The organism is Streptomyces sp. Ac-502, from assembly GCF_045222935.1.
Classification (GTDB): domain Bacteria; phylum Actinomycetota; class Actinomycetes; order Streptomycetales; family Streptomycetaceae; genus Streptomyces; species Streptomyces monomycini.
Map to the genome: position 1 here is coordinate 2,235,973 of NZ_JBHFFO010000001.1, position 15,017 is coordinate 2,250,989.

The 15,017-nt window shown below is 74.5% G+C and carries 12 protein-coding genes and 4 pseudogenes; 9 read left to right on the forward strand and 7 right to left on the reverse strand.

Annotation, left to right across the window (positions count from 1 at the left end):
- Positions 1-5: 5 nt before the first annotated feature.
- The gene (locus ACEXOX_RS09995; protein ID WP_406520014.1) at positions 6-206 is read right to left on the reverse strand and encodes a hypothetical protein; all 201 of its coding nucleotides are present in this window, start codon (positions 204-206) and stop codon (positions 6-8) included.
- A 101-nt stretch (positions 207-307) separates the two neighbouring features.
- A complete protein-coding gene (locus tag ACEXOX_RS10000) occupies positions 308-511 on the reverse strand; it encodes a CsbD family protein (protein ID WP_406520016.1) in 204 nt (67 codons plus the stop codon).
- Between the two features lie 237 nt (positions 512-748).
- On the opposite strand from ACEXOX_RS10000, the gene ACEXOX_RS10005 reads away from it, so the two are divergent.
- Both ACEXOX_RS10005 and ACEXOX_RS10010 read left to right on the forward strand, forming a co-directional pair.
- Complete coding sequence (locus tag ACEXOX_RS10005) at positions 749-1,852, forward strand: hypothetical protein (RefSeq protein ID WP_406520017.1); 1,104 nt, start codon at positions 749-751, stop codon at positions 1,850-1,852.
- 138 nt (positions 1,853-1,990) lie between these two features.
- The gene (locus ACEXOX_RS10010; protein WP_406520018.1) at positions 1,991-2,611 is read left to right on the forward strand and encodes a hypothetical protein; all 621 of its coding nucleotides are present in this window, start codon (positions 1,991-1,993) and stop codon (positions 2,609-2,611) included.
- A gap of 65 nt (positions 2,612-2,676) precedes the next feature.
- On the opposite strand, the gene ACEXOX_RS10015 is transcribed toward ACEXOX_RS10010, so the two are convergent.
- The 3 genes and pseudogenes from ACEXOX_RS10015 to ACEXOX_RS10025 form a co-directional block, all read right to left on the reverse strand.
- On the reverse strand, positions 2,677-3,159 hold the full coding sequence (locus tag ACEXOX_RS10015) for an NUDIX hydrolase (RefSeq protein WP_406520019.1): 483 nt from the start codon (positions 3,157-3,159) through the stop codon (positions 2,677-2,679).
- Positions 3,160-3,242: 83 nt separating this feature from the next.
- Positions 3,243-3,859, reverse strand: a pseudogene (locus tag ACEXOX_RS10020) (hypothetical protein).
- 59 nt (positions 3,860-3,918) lie between these two features.
- A pseudogene (locus tag ACEXOX_RS10025) lies at positions 3,919-4,718 on the reverse strand (glutamate racemase).
- Between the two features lie 121 nt (positions 4,719-4,839).
- Here ACEXOX_RS10025 and ACEXOX_RS10030 point away from each other — a divergent pair.
- Positions 4,840-6,006, forward strand: coding sequence for a glycosyltransferase (locus ACEXOX_RS10030; RefSeq protein WP_406520020.1), 1,167 nt, complete (start codon positions 4,840-4,842; stop codon positions 6,004-6,006).
- Between the two features lie 7 nt (positions 6,007-6,013).
- Here the strand turns inward: ACEXOX_RS10030 and ACEXOX_RS10035 are convergent, their stop codons facing one another.
- Positions 6,014-7,402 (reverse strand): TerD family protein, encoded by a 1,389-nt coding sequence (locus ACEXOX_RS10035; RefSeq protein ID WP_406520021.1) that lies wholly within the window; start codon positions 7,400-7,402, stop codon positions 6,014-6,016.
- Positions 7,403-7,653: 251 nt separating this feature from the next.
- Here ACEXOX_RS10035 and ACEXOX_RS10040 point away from each other — a divergent pair, with 251 nt between their 5' ends.
- The 4 genes and pseudogenes from ACEXOX_RS10040 (at position 7,654) to ACEXOX_RS10055 (ending at position 10,594) form a co-directional block, all read left to right on the forward strand.
- Complete coding sequence (locus ACEXOX_RS10040) at positions 7,654-8,121, forward strand: DUF6643 family protein (RefSeq protein WP_406520022.1); 468 nt, start codon at positions 7,654-7,656, stop codon at positions 8,119-8,121.
- A gap of 92 nt (positions 8,122-8,213) precedes the next feature.
- A pseudogene (locus ACEXOX_RS10045) lies at positions 8,214-9,052 on the forward strand (MOSC domain-containing protein).
- 247 nt (positions 9,053-9,299) lie between these two features.
- On the forward strand, positions 9,300-10,142 hold the full coding sequence (locus ACEXOX_RS10050) for an MEDS domain-containing protein (RefSeq protein WP_406520023.1): 843 nt from the start codon (positions 9,300-9,302) through the stop codon (positions 10,140-10,142).
- 38 nt (positions 10,143-10,180) lie between these two features.
- The gene (locus ACEXOX_RS10055; protein WP_406526288.1) at positions 10,181-10,594 is read left to right on the forward strand and encodes an ATP-binding protein; all 414 of its coding nucleotides are present in this window, start codon (positions 10,181-10,183) and stop codon (positions 10,592-10,594) included.
- 200 nt (positions 10,595-10,794) lie between these two features.
- Here the strand turns inward: ACEXOX_RS10055 and ACEXOX_RS10060 are convergent.
- Positions 10,795-11,646 (reverse strand): annotated as a pseudogene (locus ACEXOX_RS10060) (CBS domain-containing protein); the annotation flags it as partial.
- Between the two features lie 47 nt (positions 11,647-11,693).
- On the opposite strand from ACEXOX_RS10060, the gene ACEXOX_RS10065 reads away from it, so the two are divergent.
- Both ACEXOX_RS10065 and ACEXOX_RS10070 read left to right on the forward strand, forming a co-directional pair.
- A complete protein-coding gene (locus ACEXOX_RS10065) occupies positions 11,694-12,299 on the forward strand; it encodes a hypothetical protein (RefSeq protein ID WP_406520024.1) in 606 nt (201 codons plus the stop codon).
- 258 nt (positions 12,300-12,557) lie between these two features.
- Positions 12,558-15,017 (forward strand): right-handed parallel beta-helix repeat-containing protein, encoded by a 2,460-nt coding sequence (locus ACEXOX_RS10070; RefSeq protein WP_406520025.1) that lies wholly within the window; start codon positions 12,558-12,560, stop codon positions 15,015-15,017.

Here is a 15,017-nt window from a genome sequence, read left to right on the forward strand (position 1 = left end):
ACCGGCTACGCGCCGCCGCCCTTCTGGGCCGTGAACGCGGGCGGTGGCTGCACGTCGTGGATGTGCGGGAGCTGCGAGATCAGTTGCGTCGTCAGGACGGCTGTCGCACCGAGGGCCTGGGGGACCTCCACGGCCTCTGCGGTGGTCTGGGCGGTGGCGGTGACCGAGCCCGCCAGCAGGGCCGCGGCGGCAATCTTTTTGATCATGCCGTGCACAACGAGCGCCCCGGCGCACGGGTCACCCCGCCGCCCGTACCGGTGTACGGACGGCGGGGTGGCGGACGGGGCCCGGTGGGCCGCCGTCCCGGTCAGGTGCTGCCGTCACCCTTGTTCTTGAGGGAGTCCCGCACGCCCTTGGCCTGGCCCTTGGCATCGTCCACCGCGTCCTTGGCCTTGCCCTTGGCCTGGTCGGTGCGGCCCTCGCCCTTCATCCGGTCGTCACCGGTGGCCTTGCCCATCATCTCCTTGGCCTTGCCCTTGGCCTTGTCCATGGCGCTCTTGTCCTCGCCCATGCCCTGCTCCCTCGGTCCGGTTGGTGGGACAGCACCACGCTGCCGCAGGCGGGCACCGGCCGCATCCGGAGGCGGCTACCGGTAGCGCGTCGCTCCAGGCCGCCCGTACGAGGGAAGCGGCCGTCTCCGGTCCTCCCGGGGCCGCCCCGCGCCGCCTCCATTGACCTCTCCGGCAGCCGGGGCCAAGGTGTCCCCCGCAGCCCCGGACCGCTCCTCTTCGACTCCAAGGACGCTCCCATGCGAAGACGCAGCTTCGTCAGCGGCCTCGCGGGCACGGCCGCGGGCCTCGGCCTGGCCGGCACCGCGGCCCCCGCGACCGCCGTGGCGGCCTCCGCGGCCGCCGCCTCCGCGCCCGGCTGGTCCGCCGTCCCGGTGCCCGACGCGCGGCCGGGCGCCCGGCTGTACGGCGTCGCCGCCGCCGGGCCCGGTCTCGCCTGGGCCGTCGGCGTGGAGGGCCTGGGCAATGTCGGCGAGGGCACGGCGGTCGCGCTCCGCTGGGACGGCGCCGCCTGGTCACGTACGGACCTGGGACAGCTCGCCTCCACCGGCCCGCTGACCGCGGTCACGTCCGCCGGCAGCCGTGCCGCCTGGGCGGTCGGCGCCGGCGGTCTGCTGCTGGCCTGGGACGGCACGACCTGGCAGAAGACGCCGTACCCGGGCCAGGGCGGCAGCGGCACCACGGTCACCGACGTCGCGGCCGCCTCCGACGGCCGGGCGTGGGCCAGTGGCCGGCACGACGGGCGCGCCGGGCTGCTGCACTGGGACGGCCGCCACTGGCGCTGGTGCGCCCCGCTGCCGGACGCGGCGGCCCCCACTCCGGGGCACGTCCATGTGACGCCCGGCGGCGAGGTGTGGGTCTACGGCGACGTCATCGCGCGCTGGGACGGCGCCTGGACGGTGATTCCGCGCACCACCGGCATCCGCTCGACCGTCTCCGGGCTGCTCCCGGTGGCCCACGACGACATCTGGCTGACCGGTTACGGCTACGGCATCGGCGGCCCGCCCGGCAAGCCGCCCGGCGTCGTCTTCGAGCGCTGGGACGGCACCCGGTGGTCGCCGGTGAAGGCGCCGTACGGTGTCGGCCTGCTCAGTTCCGTCGGCGGGGACCCGCTGGGCCGGCCCGACCGGATCACCGGCTGGGACTTCTGGGACCAGAAGCGCTCCCACTACCTGCGGTGGGACGGCGCCTCCTGGGTGAGCGAGCGCGGTCCCGAGATGCCCGAGACGGCCCTCATGACGGACCTGACGCGGATCCCCGGCACTTCCGCCTACTGGTCCGTAGGCACCACGTCCTTCTACGCGGGCACCACGGCCCGGATGCACGTCGAACGCCTCGGGTGAGCGCGGCGGCGGACGGGCGGGCGGCGGGTCCGGCGTTCACCCGTTCGCCCGTTCCGGATCGCAGCGCGCGCAGCAGGCTCCTAGCGTCCGTACGGCGGAGCGTCCCGCCTGCGTCACCCGCGGCCGAAGGAGTTCGACATGCGCCGGCTCATCGCCGTACCGACCGCCCTGCTGGCCCTCACCGTCGCCGCGTGCGGCAGCGGCGGACCGGACGACACCGCGGCGTCACCCGCCGCCTCCGGCTCGGTCCCGGGCGCGAGTCCCACGAAGAGCCTGAAGGGCGCCCCGGAAGGCAGTGCAAGCGCGCGCCCGTCGGAGCCCGGCGGCTCCGCCTCCGGCGTGCCCGGCCAGCCGCTGGACTGCGGCGCGCTGCCCGACGCCATGGGCGAGGGCCTGACCGCGCAGCTCTTCTCGGGCCCCGGCGCCGAGCCGACCGCGGGCTGCGCCGAGGCCCGGAGCGTGATGGCGGAGTTCTTCCGCAAGGCGGGCGCGGACCAGCCGTCGCTGACGGTACGGGGCTGGGAGTGCCAGTACGAGAACGGGCCCACCGGCACCTGGCTGAGCAGCTGCCGCAAGGACGGCGGCCGGCAGCAGATGCACACCGAGGAGGCGGGCCGGTCCTCGTCGCCGGACGCCCCCGGGCAGTCGCCGGGCGACCCGGGGCAGTCCGAGATGCCGGAAGGGCCCGGAGGGCCCGAGCTGCCCGGCGGGGGCGAGGAGTCGCAGACCTCGATCCGTCTGCCCCGCATGCACGTCTGACGGCGGCCGCCAGGCCGGGCGGCCCCCGCCGGAGCCGGAGCCGGAACCCGAGCCGGCCGCTCCGGCTACCGCTCCTGTTCGATGCCCGCGAACCAGGCGGGCCCGTCGTCCATGGCCATCTTGATCCGCGCCACCGAGAACTCCTCCAGCCGCGGCAGGGCGTCCAGCGCGAACCAGCCCACCTCCAGCGACTCGTCGTCGTTGACGGCGGCCTCCCCGCCGACGGCGCGGCAGCGCAGCGAGACGTCCATGAACTGGCACGCGTCGCCGTTCGGGTAGCGGACCCGCTGGAGCGCCTCGACGAGGATCACCCGTTCGGGGACCACGTGCACCGCGGTCTCCTCGAACACCTCGCGCACCGCCGTCTCGGCCGGCTGCTCCCCCGGCTCCGGGATGCCGCCGATGATCGACCACATGCCGTTGTCCGCTCTGCGGCCGAGCAGGACGCGGCCGCGGTCGTCGAAGACCACGGCGCTCACGCCGGGGAGCCACAGGAGCTGGTGGCCGATGCCGGCCCGGAGGTCACGGATGAAGTCGGGTGTCGCCATACCGCGCACCCTAACGAGAGCCGGGTGACCGGTGCGTCGTCCACGCAATCGGGCGGGCGTTCGTACGGTCCCCGGCACGGGCCTCAGGCGCCGGTGCTCCGGCCCTTGTCGATCCCGCATCTGCCGCGGATGCAGCGCACCGCGTTCTCCGCGTCGTCCACCGTGATCGTGAAGTTACGGCCGTCGCCGAGCCGGAGCACCACCGCCTCACCGCGCCGTACGACCACGGCCGTGCCCTGCTCGGGGCGCCAGCGGTAGCCCCAGCCGCCCCAGTGGCGCGGGGTGACGCGGGGCGCGAAGTCGGCGCCGACGACCTGTTCGAGGGGATGCGGCGGCGGGGCAGGCCCATGTGGCCGCACCGCACCTCCAGGCAGTCCTTGTCGACCCGTACGGCCACATGGACGAAGGCGAGGGTGCCGAAGAGGACCAGCAGTCCGGCCAGGACACAGCCGACCACCGACATCAGCAGCGGCGCCAGACCCGTCGTCCAGGCGCTGTCGACGGCCAGCTCGATGCCCAGCGCCAGGCAGGCCGCACCGATGCCGGCCAGAAGCCACTGCACCCGGTTGGTGGCGCGTCCGTGCCACTCCTCGGGGACGTCCGCGGGGTCTCGGTGGCTGCCGGAGGCACCTCCGTCGTCGCCGACCGGGCCGCCGTGCTCGCCGGGGGCTGCTGCCCCCTCGTGGGGGTGGTCCCTCATGAGTCGCAGCGTACGCGTCTTTGCCCGCCCTGGCAGCGTGTCGCGCGCCCCGCGGGATTTCAGTGACGGACGGGTTCCCCGGCCCGCGCCGCGCCGGACAGGAGTCGTCCCTCGTCATAGGCGAGAGCCGCCTCGGGAAGCTGCCCCGGGCGGCCGCTGAGGAGGACGGTGACGGTGCCGGTGGGGGCCGCCGAGGGGCCGGCTCCGCGCCGATGCGGCGCAGCGCCTGGGCGGCGACCGCCTCGGCGGAGCCGAGCAGGACGAGCACGGGGGCGCCGGGCTGCTGGAGGGCGGTGCGGATGCGCTCGGCGACCAGTTCGTAGTGGGTGCAGCCGAGGACGACGGTCCGTACGTCACGCGGGGTGTTCGCGGCGGCGGCCGCCACGGCGGCGTCGATCGCGGCCTCGTCGGCGGCCTCGACGGCGTCGGCCAGGCCGGGGCAGGGCACGCCGGTGACCTCGACGCCGGAGGCGAACTGCTCGATCAGGTCGCGCTGGTACGGGCTGCCGGTGGTGGCCGGAGTGGCCCAGATGGCGACCGGGCCGCCGGTGGCCGCGGCGGGCTTGATGGCCGGGACGGTGCCGATGACCGGCAGTCCGGGTTCCAGCTCGGCCCGCAGGGCGGGCAGCGCGTGCACGGAGGCGGTGTTGCAGGCGACGATCAGGGCGTCCGGGCCGTGCGCGGCGGCGGCGCGGGCGACGGCGAGCGCGTGCGCCGCGATGTCGTGCGGCGGGCGCGGTCCCCAGGGCATGCCGTCCGGATCGGAGGAAATGACCAGGTCGGCGTCGGGCCGCAGCCGCCGTACCGCGGCGGCCGCCGCGAGCAGGCCGGTACCGGAGTCCATGAGCGCGATCTTCACCCGGACACTTTACGCCGGGCCGCCCGGTACTTGTCATACCGGTGACGCCGGTCCGCCTCGCCTCCGGGGGCCGCCCGCCGGGTTCCGGCCACAGCGGCTGCCGGTGCGGCAGACTGCGGGCGTGGGAGCGACGGAGTGGATCGGTGCCGGGTCGCTGGCGGCCTGGGTGTGGCTGGCGCTGGGGCAGGGCTTCTTCTGGCGTACGGACGTAAGGCTGCCCGCGCGCGCCGATCCGGAGCGGTGGCCGCCGGTCGCCGTCGTGGTCCCGGCCCGGGACGAGGCCGCGGTGCTGCCGGTGAGCCTGCCGTCCCTGCTGGCGCAGAAGTATCCGGGGCGGGCCGAGGTGGTCCTCGTCGACGACGGCAGTACGGACGGGACGGGCGAGCTGGCCCGGGAGCTGGCCGCCGGGCAGGGCGGACTGCCGCTGACGGTCACCGCCCCCGGCGAGCCGGAGCGGGGCTGGACGGGCAAGCTGTGGGCGGTACGGCACGGCATGGCGCTGGTCCGGGAGCGCGGCGACGCGGAGTACGTGCTGCTGACGGACGCGGACATCGCGCACTCCCCGGACAGCCTGCGCGAGCTGGTGGCCGCGGCGCGCTCGGCGGAACTGGACCTGGTGTCGCAGATGGCGCGGCTGCGGGTGGTCTCGGCCTGGGAGCGGCTGATCGTCCCGGCCTTCGTGTACTTCTTCGCGCAGCTGTATCCCTTCCGGTGGGTCAACCGGCCGGGGGCGCGTACCGCCGCGGCGGCCGGCGGCTGTGTGCTGCTGCGGCGCGCGGTGGCCGAGCGGGCCGGTCTGCCGGACAGCATCCGGCACGCGGTGATCGACGACGTGACGCTGGCCAGGGCCGTGCGGCGGGCCGGCGGCCGGATCTGGCTGGGGCTGGGCGACCGGGTGGAGAGCGTGCGCCCGTACGCGGGGCTGGGCACGCTGTGGCGGATGGTCTCGCGCAGCGCGTACGCGCAGCTGCGGCACAACCCGCTGCTGCTGGCGGGGACGGTGGCCGGGCTCGCGCTGGTCTACCTGGCGCCGCCCGCCGCGCTGGCCGCCGGTCTGGCGGCCGGGAGCGTGACGACCGCGGCGCTGGGCGGCGTGACGTGGGCCGTGATGGCCGGGACGTACCTGCCGATGCTGCGCTACTACCGGCAGCCGCTCTGGCTCGCGCCACTGCTGCCGTGCACCGCTCTGCTCTACCTCCTGATGACGGTCGACTCCGCAGTCCAGCACTACCGGGGGCGTGGAGCCGCCTGGAAGGGCCGGACGTACGGGGCGCCGGGCGCGTCCTGAAAAGCCCTCACTTGCTGGCCGGAGACCAGTTCAGCCCCCAGCCGTACGCCTCGTCGACGGTGCGCTGCGGGCTGACGCCCGGCGCGGGCACCAGGTAGCGGGCCTCGCGCTGGACGACCAGCTCACTGCCGGTGTTGGTGATGAGGGCGAGGGCGCAGACGTTCGACGGGACGGTGCACTCGTCGAGCGAGAAGTCCACGGGGGCGCCGTACTGCGGCTGGAGGGTGACCGTGGCGTGCAGTCCGGCGAAGCTGCCGGCGCCCGCGTAGACGGTCACGAAGACGAGGATGCGTTTGACGCTGTTCTGGTGGTCGAGGTTGACGGTCAGGTTCTCGCCGGACGCGGCGGCGCCGGTGCGGTCGTCCTGGTCGAGCTGGATGTACGGCGGGGTGTGCAGGGCGCCGAAGTTGCCGCCGATGGGGTGGATCACGCCCGCGCTGCCGTCGGTGAGTTCGTACAGCGCGCACAGGTCGAGATCCAGGTCGCCGGACTGCGGCAGCAGCGCGCCGCGGGCGCCGAGCGCCTCCATGGTCTTGCGGCCCAGCTTCCTGCCCAGGCGGGAGGCGGGTTTGCCGGCCTGCTGCCAGTTCAGGTTGACCCGCATCGTGCCCGAGGTGCCGCCCTGCTTCGTCAAGGAGACGGCGGGCGCCTCCTTCGTGAGGGTGACCTTCGACAGGCTCACGGGCGGGGCGGGGGCGGGCACCGGGGGCGTGCCGTACGGCTGGGCGGGCGGGGCCGGGGGCGGCGGGTACGCGCCGTACTGCTGGGCGGGCGGGGCGGTGGGGGCTGCCGGAGGGGCTGCGACGGGTGGGGCCGGAGCGGCGGCCGGGGCCAGGGCGGCGGTCGGGGCCGGGGCGGCGGTCGGGGGCTCCTCTTCCACGCTGATGCCGAAGTCCATGGCCAGCCCGGCCAGCCCGGTGGCGTACCCCTGGCCGACCGCACGGAACTTCCAGGCGCCCTGCCGCCGGTAGAGCTCCCCCAGGACGAAGGCGGTCTCGGCGGTGGCGTCCTGACTGTCGAAGCGGGCCAGTTCGGCGCCGCTGCCCGCGTCGAGCACCCGGATGTGCAGTCCGGCCACCTGCCCGAAGGCGCCCCCGTCGGCCGAGGCGGCGAGCACCACCTTCTCCACGGCGGGCTCCAGCCGGGCCAGGTCGACGGACAGGCTGTCGGCCGCGGCGTCCCCGGCGGGCCGCTTGCCCTCGTGGCGGACGGCGCCCGAGGCGTGCGCGGGCTGGTTGTAGAAGACGAAGTCCGCGTCGTCGCGGACCTTTCCCGCGGCGGTCAGCAGCAGCGCGGACGCGTCCACGTCCGGGGTGCCGGGGCCGGTGCGCCATCCCAGTTCCAGCCGTACCGACGTGGCCGGTACCGCGACGTTGCTCCCCTTGGGCATCGGCATCGTGGCGCCTCTCTCTCGCTTCGCTCGCCGGGCTCCGGTGCGGTGCCCCTCCTGCACGATGACAGGTTCCAACCTACTTGCCGAAAAATGTCCGCCGTTCATCTGATGTGGACACGGCCTTTACACGATCCCTACGGGCGTTCGCGACCGATTTTGCCAAGTTCGCTCACATTGTGGACCGCAGGCTTCACACGACACGTGAAACAACCCTCTTTTCAGGCTCCCCAACCGGCACATCGTGGGCTTAACTTATGAGGTATGACCTCCCCCGCTCTACCTACGGCGGCGGCTACTACGCTTCGCCGTCCTTCCCGGACACCCCGATCTACGACTCCCTCGTCGCCGAGCGCGGCACCCCGCAGATTGCCCCGATCCGGGTCGAGTTGCCCTATGACACGGGCTCGTCGTACATGCCGGCCCTCCCGTCGGCGCTGCCCGCCCTTCCCGCCGCCCCCTCCCAGCCGTATTCCGGCCAGGGTCATCAGGGTGCCGCGGCCCAGCCGGTCGCCCCGCTGCAGAGCACCCCGGCGCCGTACATCCCGCAGCAGACGGGCCCTCGCGGCTACCCCGCCCAGCAGCAACAGCCCCAGCGCCCCGCCGGCAACGGCGGCACCGGCTACGACGCGATGCGCCCGGCCGGCCCGGTCGCCCCGCGCCCCGCGCCGTCCCCGTACGACGATCCGTACGGCGGCCGTCAGCAGTATCCGCGCGGGTACTGACCGGACGGGCCGTACGCGGGCGGGGAAGCCGGTCCTGCACGACCGGGCGGCACCGATGCCGGGGCCGCCGCGGGGCCTGGCAGGATGAGGGCATGCCGAACCCTTTCCTCCAGGCCATCCACCGGTATCCGGTCAAGTCCGTGGCGGGGTCGGGACCCGGCGAGGCGGTCGTGGAACCGTGGGGGCTCGCCGGGGACCGTCGCTGGATGCTCGTCGACAGCGAGCTCCGCTTCATCTCCCAGCGCGCCCGGCCCCGGCTGGCCACGGCCGCCGCGGCGGAACTCCCGGACGGCGGCGTGCGGCTGACGGCGCCGGACATGCCGCCGCTGACCGTAGAGGTACCGGAGCCCGGGACGACGGTCACCGTCGAGGTGTGGGGGGACAAGGTCGAGGCGGTGCCCGCGTCCGGCGCCGCCGCCGAGTGGTTCAGCACCTACCTGGACGTACCCGTGCGACTGGTGCACATGGACGAGCCGGGCCGGCGGCGCCCCACCGACCCGGCCTACTCGCGGCCGGGTGACACCGTCAGCTTCGCCGACGGCTTCCCCTGCTCCTCACCACCACCGCCTCGCTCGACGCCCTCAACGCGCTCGTCGCCGAGGGCGGCCACGCCCACGAGGGCCCCCTGCCGATGAACCGTTTCCGCCCGAACGTCGTGGTGGACGGCACCGCGCCCTGGGACGAGGACGCCTGGCAGCGGATACGTATCGGCGAGATCGTCTTCCGCGTGGTCAAGCCGTGCGGCCGGTGCGTGATGACCACCACCGACCAGCGGACCGGGCAGCGCGGCAAGGAGCCGCTGCGCACCCTGGCCCGCCACCGCCGCGTCGGTGACCAGCTCCTCTTCGGCCAGAACCTGATCCCGGAGGGCACCGGCACCCTCCGCGTCGGCGACCCCTTCGAAGTGCTCACCCGCCGTCCGGACGCCTGAGTCCCGCCCGTCTCCGCGCCGCGCTCCCCGCACGTCTCCACACCCCACGCCCTGCCCGGCGGGCGCCTGACGCCCCGTCCGCACCGGCGCACGCCTCGGGCACGGAGCGGACGGCCGCATTGCGGGCGCGTGTCCGGCTGCCTACAGTGAGCGCACGGCGATACCGACAGCGGGAGCCGTGGGGAGTGTCTAGGTGCCGATGCCGACCTGGGAACCGCCCGGGGACCATCTCATTCCGGTGCAGCACATGCGTCCCGGGGACCACGCCTTTGTGAGCTACGACGACGACGAGGTGCGCTGGGAGGTCATGACCGCCTTCGTACGGCTCGGACTCGCCCAGGGCGAGAAGGTCGTGCTCTTCCCCGACCCGTGGCTTCCGGAGGCCGAGGTGCTGGCCCGGCTCGACTTCACCGGCCGCAGCACCGTGGCGGCCCGCGAGCAGGGACAGTTGGTGCTGAGCAGCATGCGCGGGCTGATCCGCCCGGACCTCCGGTTCACGCCCGAGCGGCAGCTCGGGCGGCTGCACACGGCGACGGCGCGGGCCGCCGCCGAGGGGTTCACCGGCCTGCGGGCCTTCATCGACATGCGGTGGGTGCCCGATTTGAATGCCGATGTGCGGGTGATGATGCACCGGGAGACGCATGCGGACGCGCTGTTCGACGGCCGTCCGTACAGCGAGATCTGCGCCTACGACCGCCGCTGGTTCAGCCGCGAGGTGCTGCACGCGATGGACCGGGCCCATCCGCGCAGCCTCCTGGAACGGCTCGGCAGTCTGCGGTCGGTGCGTGGCGGGGACGGCAGTGTGCACTTCATCGGCGACGCGGACACCACCGCCCGCCGGCCCTTCAGCACCGCGCTGGAGCTGGCCCTGTCCGGCAGCGCGGGCACCCGCCGGCTCACCGTCGACCTGACGCGGCTGCACCTGCTGTCGGTGGGCTGCGCCACCGCACTGATCGCGCTGGCCGACCGGGCCACCGGTCACGATCTGGTCGAGGTCCGCTGCGACCGCGTACACGCCCGCACACTGCACCGGCTCGGCGCGGGCTCGGTGCCCCGGCTGGCCATGACGGAGGTGATACGGCCGTGCTGACCCCGGACCCGGCCATGTCCGCGGACGGGCCGGTCGACATGAGGACCGCCACCTGCCTGCTGCGGCGCCGCTTCACCGCGCGGCTGCTGCCGCAGCTGCGGCTGCTGGTGGAGGAGTGCGCCCTGCGCGAGGGCCTGGCGGAACCGCGGCGCGGAGAGTTCGTGCTCGCCGTGGACGAGATCGCGGGCAACGCCGTGGAGCACGCGGGCGGCTCGGGCCGCCTGGTGCTGCGGCGCATCGGTGACGAACTGGAGTGCCGTATCAGCGACTCGGGCCCGGGCTTCAGCGAAACGGTGATTCCCGAACTGCTGCCGGGGCTCGACGGAGCACATCACGGGCGCGGGCTGTGGCTCGCGCGCCTGGTGGCGGACCGGTTCGCGGTCCGGCCGGGCGACGCGGAGGTGTCCGGTGCGCGGGGGGCCGAGGTCACCCTGGCGGTACGGGTGCGGTGAGGCGGGCGGACGGGACGGAGAGCAGGCCCTGCTGTCCTGCTCGTACCACCAGCCCCGCCGGTCCTTCCGGTCCTGCCGTCCTCCCGTCCCGCCGTCTCAGCGCGCCCCTCCTCCGGAGCCCGCAGCCACTCCTGTGCCCGGTCGCGCACGGTCTGCTCACCGTGTTGTTCGGCGGCGTCGTGGTGCTCGTACTCCAGCTGGTCCACCACCGCGACCACCCCGTCGACGCGCCCCGCCAGCCGCAGCGCCACCGGCACCTCGCTGCTGCGCCCCAGCCGCCCCGACAGCGTGACCACGCCCGCCCGTACGGTCACGCCGAGCGCGCCGGGCTTGAGTCCGAGGGTGCGCACCAGCACCTCGGTGATCAGCTCCTCGCGGATCTCCTCGTCCGGGCGCAGGAAGACCTTCAGCAGGTCGCTGCGGGTCACCAGCCCGCACAGCCGGCCCTCCGCGTCGACGACCGGCAGCCGGTCCAGCTTCCCGGTCACCATCAACCGGGCGGCCTCGGTGACGGTCTGGTGGGAGCCGATCGTCACCGGCGGCGAGGTCATCAGCTCGCCCGCCCGCAGGCCGCGCTTCCTGGCCCGGTCCGCGCGGGCCCTGCCGGTCAGCCGGCGCCGGTTGTACCAGCGGTTCTGCAGCATGTCCTGGGCGGCCTGGCGGTACATCAGGTCCGTCTCGGAGATGACGCCCACGACCTTGCCGTCACCGTCGACGACGGGCAGGCCCGTCTTGCGGTGCCGGCTCAGCAGACTGGCCACTTCCCTGAACGACGTGGTGTACCGGGCCTTGACGACCTCGGTGCTCATGAGCCGGCCGACCTGTCGGTGATCCATCGCGGGACCTCCCTCACGCAGGGATACAGTGTCGGCCGCCGCCGGGTACGGCTGAAGGCCGCGCACGCGGCGATACGGTGCGCGCCCCGCAGGTGAGGGAGCCCCGTGCGAGCTCCGTGCCGTACGCGCTCCGGTGCCCCCGTCCGCCCCGCCCGGTCGCCCGGCCGCGCGGCGCACCGCCGGTGATTTTCCCCTCCGTTCACCCCGTCCGTGCATGACGCGCGCCGGACGAGGTACCTGCGGACCCGGAGAGGGGGCACGACGTGCTACGAGTCATCGCGGGGCTGTGGCGCTGGCGGCGCAACCCGCTGCGCCGGACGACCGACCTCCTGGAGGCGTGGGTGGCGCTGGCCGCCGCCCTGGTGATCGTGCTGGGCGGCGGCTTCGCCGGGTTTGCCGCGGGCAGCGCCGCCCACGACGCGCTGCAACGCTCCGTGCGGATCCAGGCACAGCAGCGGCACCAGGTCTGGGCGACGCCGGACCGGGCCGCCGCGCGTCCGTCCGCGGCCACCGACCCCGAGGCCGCCGCAGGCCGGGAGACGCACCGCCGGGTGGACGCCCGCTGGACCGCGCCGGACGGCAGCGAGCACAGCGGCCCGGTCGCCGCGCCGGGTGCCGTACGGGCGGGCGAGCGGTTCCGGATCTGGACCGACGCGCACGGCCGGGTGGTGACGCGGCCGCTGGACGCGAGCACGGCCCGGGCCCACGCGGTGCTCGCGGGGCTCGGTGCGGCGGCCCTCGTGGGAGCCGTGACCGTGGGCGGCCGGCAGCTGGTGACACGCCGGATGCTGCACCTCCGGGACCGGCGCTGGGAACGGGAGTGGGAGCGCGTGGGCCAGGACTGGGGGCGCGCCGGAGCGGGCAGCTGACCAGAGGCCGCGGGCTGCGGAAAGGGCCGCGGCACGGTCCCCGAAAACGCTGCCGGACGCCCGTACGGTGGGGGCGTCCGTGGCGCGCACGAACTCCCGCGCATACAGGCTGACCATGTCATCCGGTGCCCGCCGGGCGCGCTACGGTGGAGCGGCCAGCCTCCCGGCTGGGGGTCCCGGGCACACGTACGCGGACATACGCGGACGTACAACTGCCGGGCCGGTAACAGCCGCACGAGGTGGGGGCACGACAGCGCCATGGCACAGGGCTCGGTCCAGGTGACGCACACGGGCACATCGCGGTGGCGGCGCCGCACGGGCGAATACAGTTCGCTGGCCGCGGCCCTGGAAGCCGCCGGGGACGGTGACGTCCTGACCGTGGGCGCCGGTACGTACCGCGAGAACCTCGTGCTGCTGCGCGCGGTGACGCTGCGCGGTCCCGAAGGGGCGCGCGGGTCGGTGCGGATCGCGCCCGCCGACGGTGTCGCGCTGACCGTACGGGCCTCCGCGACGGTCCAGGACCTCCAGGTGGAGGGGCAGGACTCGACGGCGCCCGCGATCCTGGTGGAGGACGGCGCGCCGGAGCTGGACGGGCTGCGGGTGGTGACGCGTTCGGCGTCCGGCATCGAGGTGCGCGGCGGTGCGCGCCCGACCGTACGACGCTGCACGGTCGACAATCCGGGCGGCGCGGGCATCAGTGTGCTGGACGGCGCCGGCGGGATCTTCGAGGAGTGCGAGGTGGTGGCCGCCGGGCAGTCCGGGATCGCGGTGCGCGGCGGCGCGCACCCGCGGCTGGAGAACTGCCGGGTGCGCAACGCCTCCGGCGCGGGCCTGTCGGTCGACGGCGAGGGCAGCGGCGTGGAGGCGTTCGGCTGCGAGCTGTACGAGATCAAGGGTGCGGGGGTGCAGGTCGCCTCGCGGGCGAGCGGCCAGCTGACCGACTGCTCGGTGCACCGCACCTCGGCCGACGGCATCACCCTGGACACCGACGCGGTGCTCACGCTCGCCGACTGCGACATCCACGACATCCCGGAGAACGCCGTGGACCTGCGGTCCCGGTCGGTGCTGACGCTGACCCGCAGCACCGTGCGGCGCTTCGGCCGCAACGGGCTGTCCGTGTGGGACCCGGGCACCCGGGTGGACGCCAACCAGTGCGAGATCCACGACAGTACGGGCGACTACCCGGCGGTGTGGGTCAGCGACGGCGCGACCGCCGTCCTGGACTCGACGCGGGTGCACGACGTGCCGGACGCGCTGTTCGTGCTGGACCGGGGCTCGCGCGCGGACGTGGTGGACTCCGACCTGTCCCAGGTGCGCAACACGGCGGTGTCGGTGAGCGACGGCGCGACCGTCCAGCTCGACGACTGCCGCATCCGGGAGGCGGCGACCGGCGCGTGGTTCCGCGACCACGGCAGCGGCGGCACGCTCGCCAACTGCGCCATCGACGCGGTACAGACCGGCGTGATCGTGACCAAGGGCGCCGATCCCACCGTCGAGCGCTGTGTGGTCAGCTCCCCGGCCGAGGCGGGTTTCTACGTCTCGGCGGAGGGCCGCGGTACGTTCAACGGCTGCCGGGTGACCGGGAGTTCCGGGTACGGGTTCCACATCATCGACGGCTGCCGTACGACGCTGACGCACTGCCGCACCGAGCGGTGCGCGCGCGGCGGGTACGAGTTCGCGGACAGCGCCGCCGCTCACGGCGAGGGGTACGCGGGCGGACCGGCCGTACGGGACTGCACCAGCGACGAGAGCCGGGCGGCCGGGGAACCGGCGGTGCCGGCCCCTGCGGTACGGGCGCCGGCCGGCGTACCGGCGACGCAGACGGCCGGGCTGCTCGGTGCCGTACCGGCACAGACCGTCCTGCCGGCGCCGCCCGCGCCGGAGCCCGCCGGGGCCGCCGCGGCGAGCCGGCCCTCCGAGGAGGTGCTCGGCGAACTGGACAAGCTGGTCGGTCTGGAGAGCGTCAAGCGCGAAGTACGCAGTCTGATCAACATGATCGAGGTGGGCCGCCGGCGGCAGGAGGCCGGCCTCAAGGCCGCCTCCGTCCGCCGCCATCTGGTCTTCACCGGCTCCCCCGGCACCGGCAAGACCACGGTCGCGCGGCTCTACGGCGAGATCCTGGCCGCGCTGGACGTGCTGGAGCGCGGGCACCTGGTGGAGGTGTCCCGGGTGGACCTGGTCGGCGAGCACATCGGGTCCACGGCGATCCGTACGCAGGAGGCGTTCGACCGGGCGCGCGGCGGGGTGCTCTTCATCGACGAGGCGTACGCGCTCTCGCCGGAGGACTCCGGGCGGGACTTCGGGCGCGAGGCGATCGACACGCTGGTGAAGCTGATGGAGGACCACCGGGAGGCGGTGGTGGTGATCGTGGCCGGGTACACGGCCGAGATGGAGCGCTTCCTGGCCGTCAACCCGGGGGTGGCGTCCCGCTTCTCACGGACCATCACCTTCGGCGACTACGCGCCGGACGATCTGCTGCGGATCGTCGAGCAGCAGGGCGAGGAGCATGAGTACCGGCTGGCCGAGGGGGCGGGCGAGGCGCTGCTGAAGTACTTCACCACGCTCCCCAAGGGCCCTTCGTTCGGCAACGGGCGGACCGCCCGGCAGACGTTCGAGTCGATGGTCGAGCGGCACGCGGGCCGGGTCGCCCTGCTGACCGACCCGGACCACGACGACCTCACGCTGCTGTACGCGGAGGATCTGCCCGACCTGCCCTGA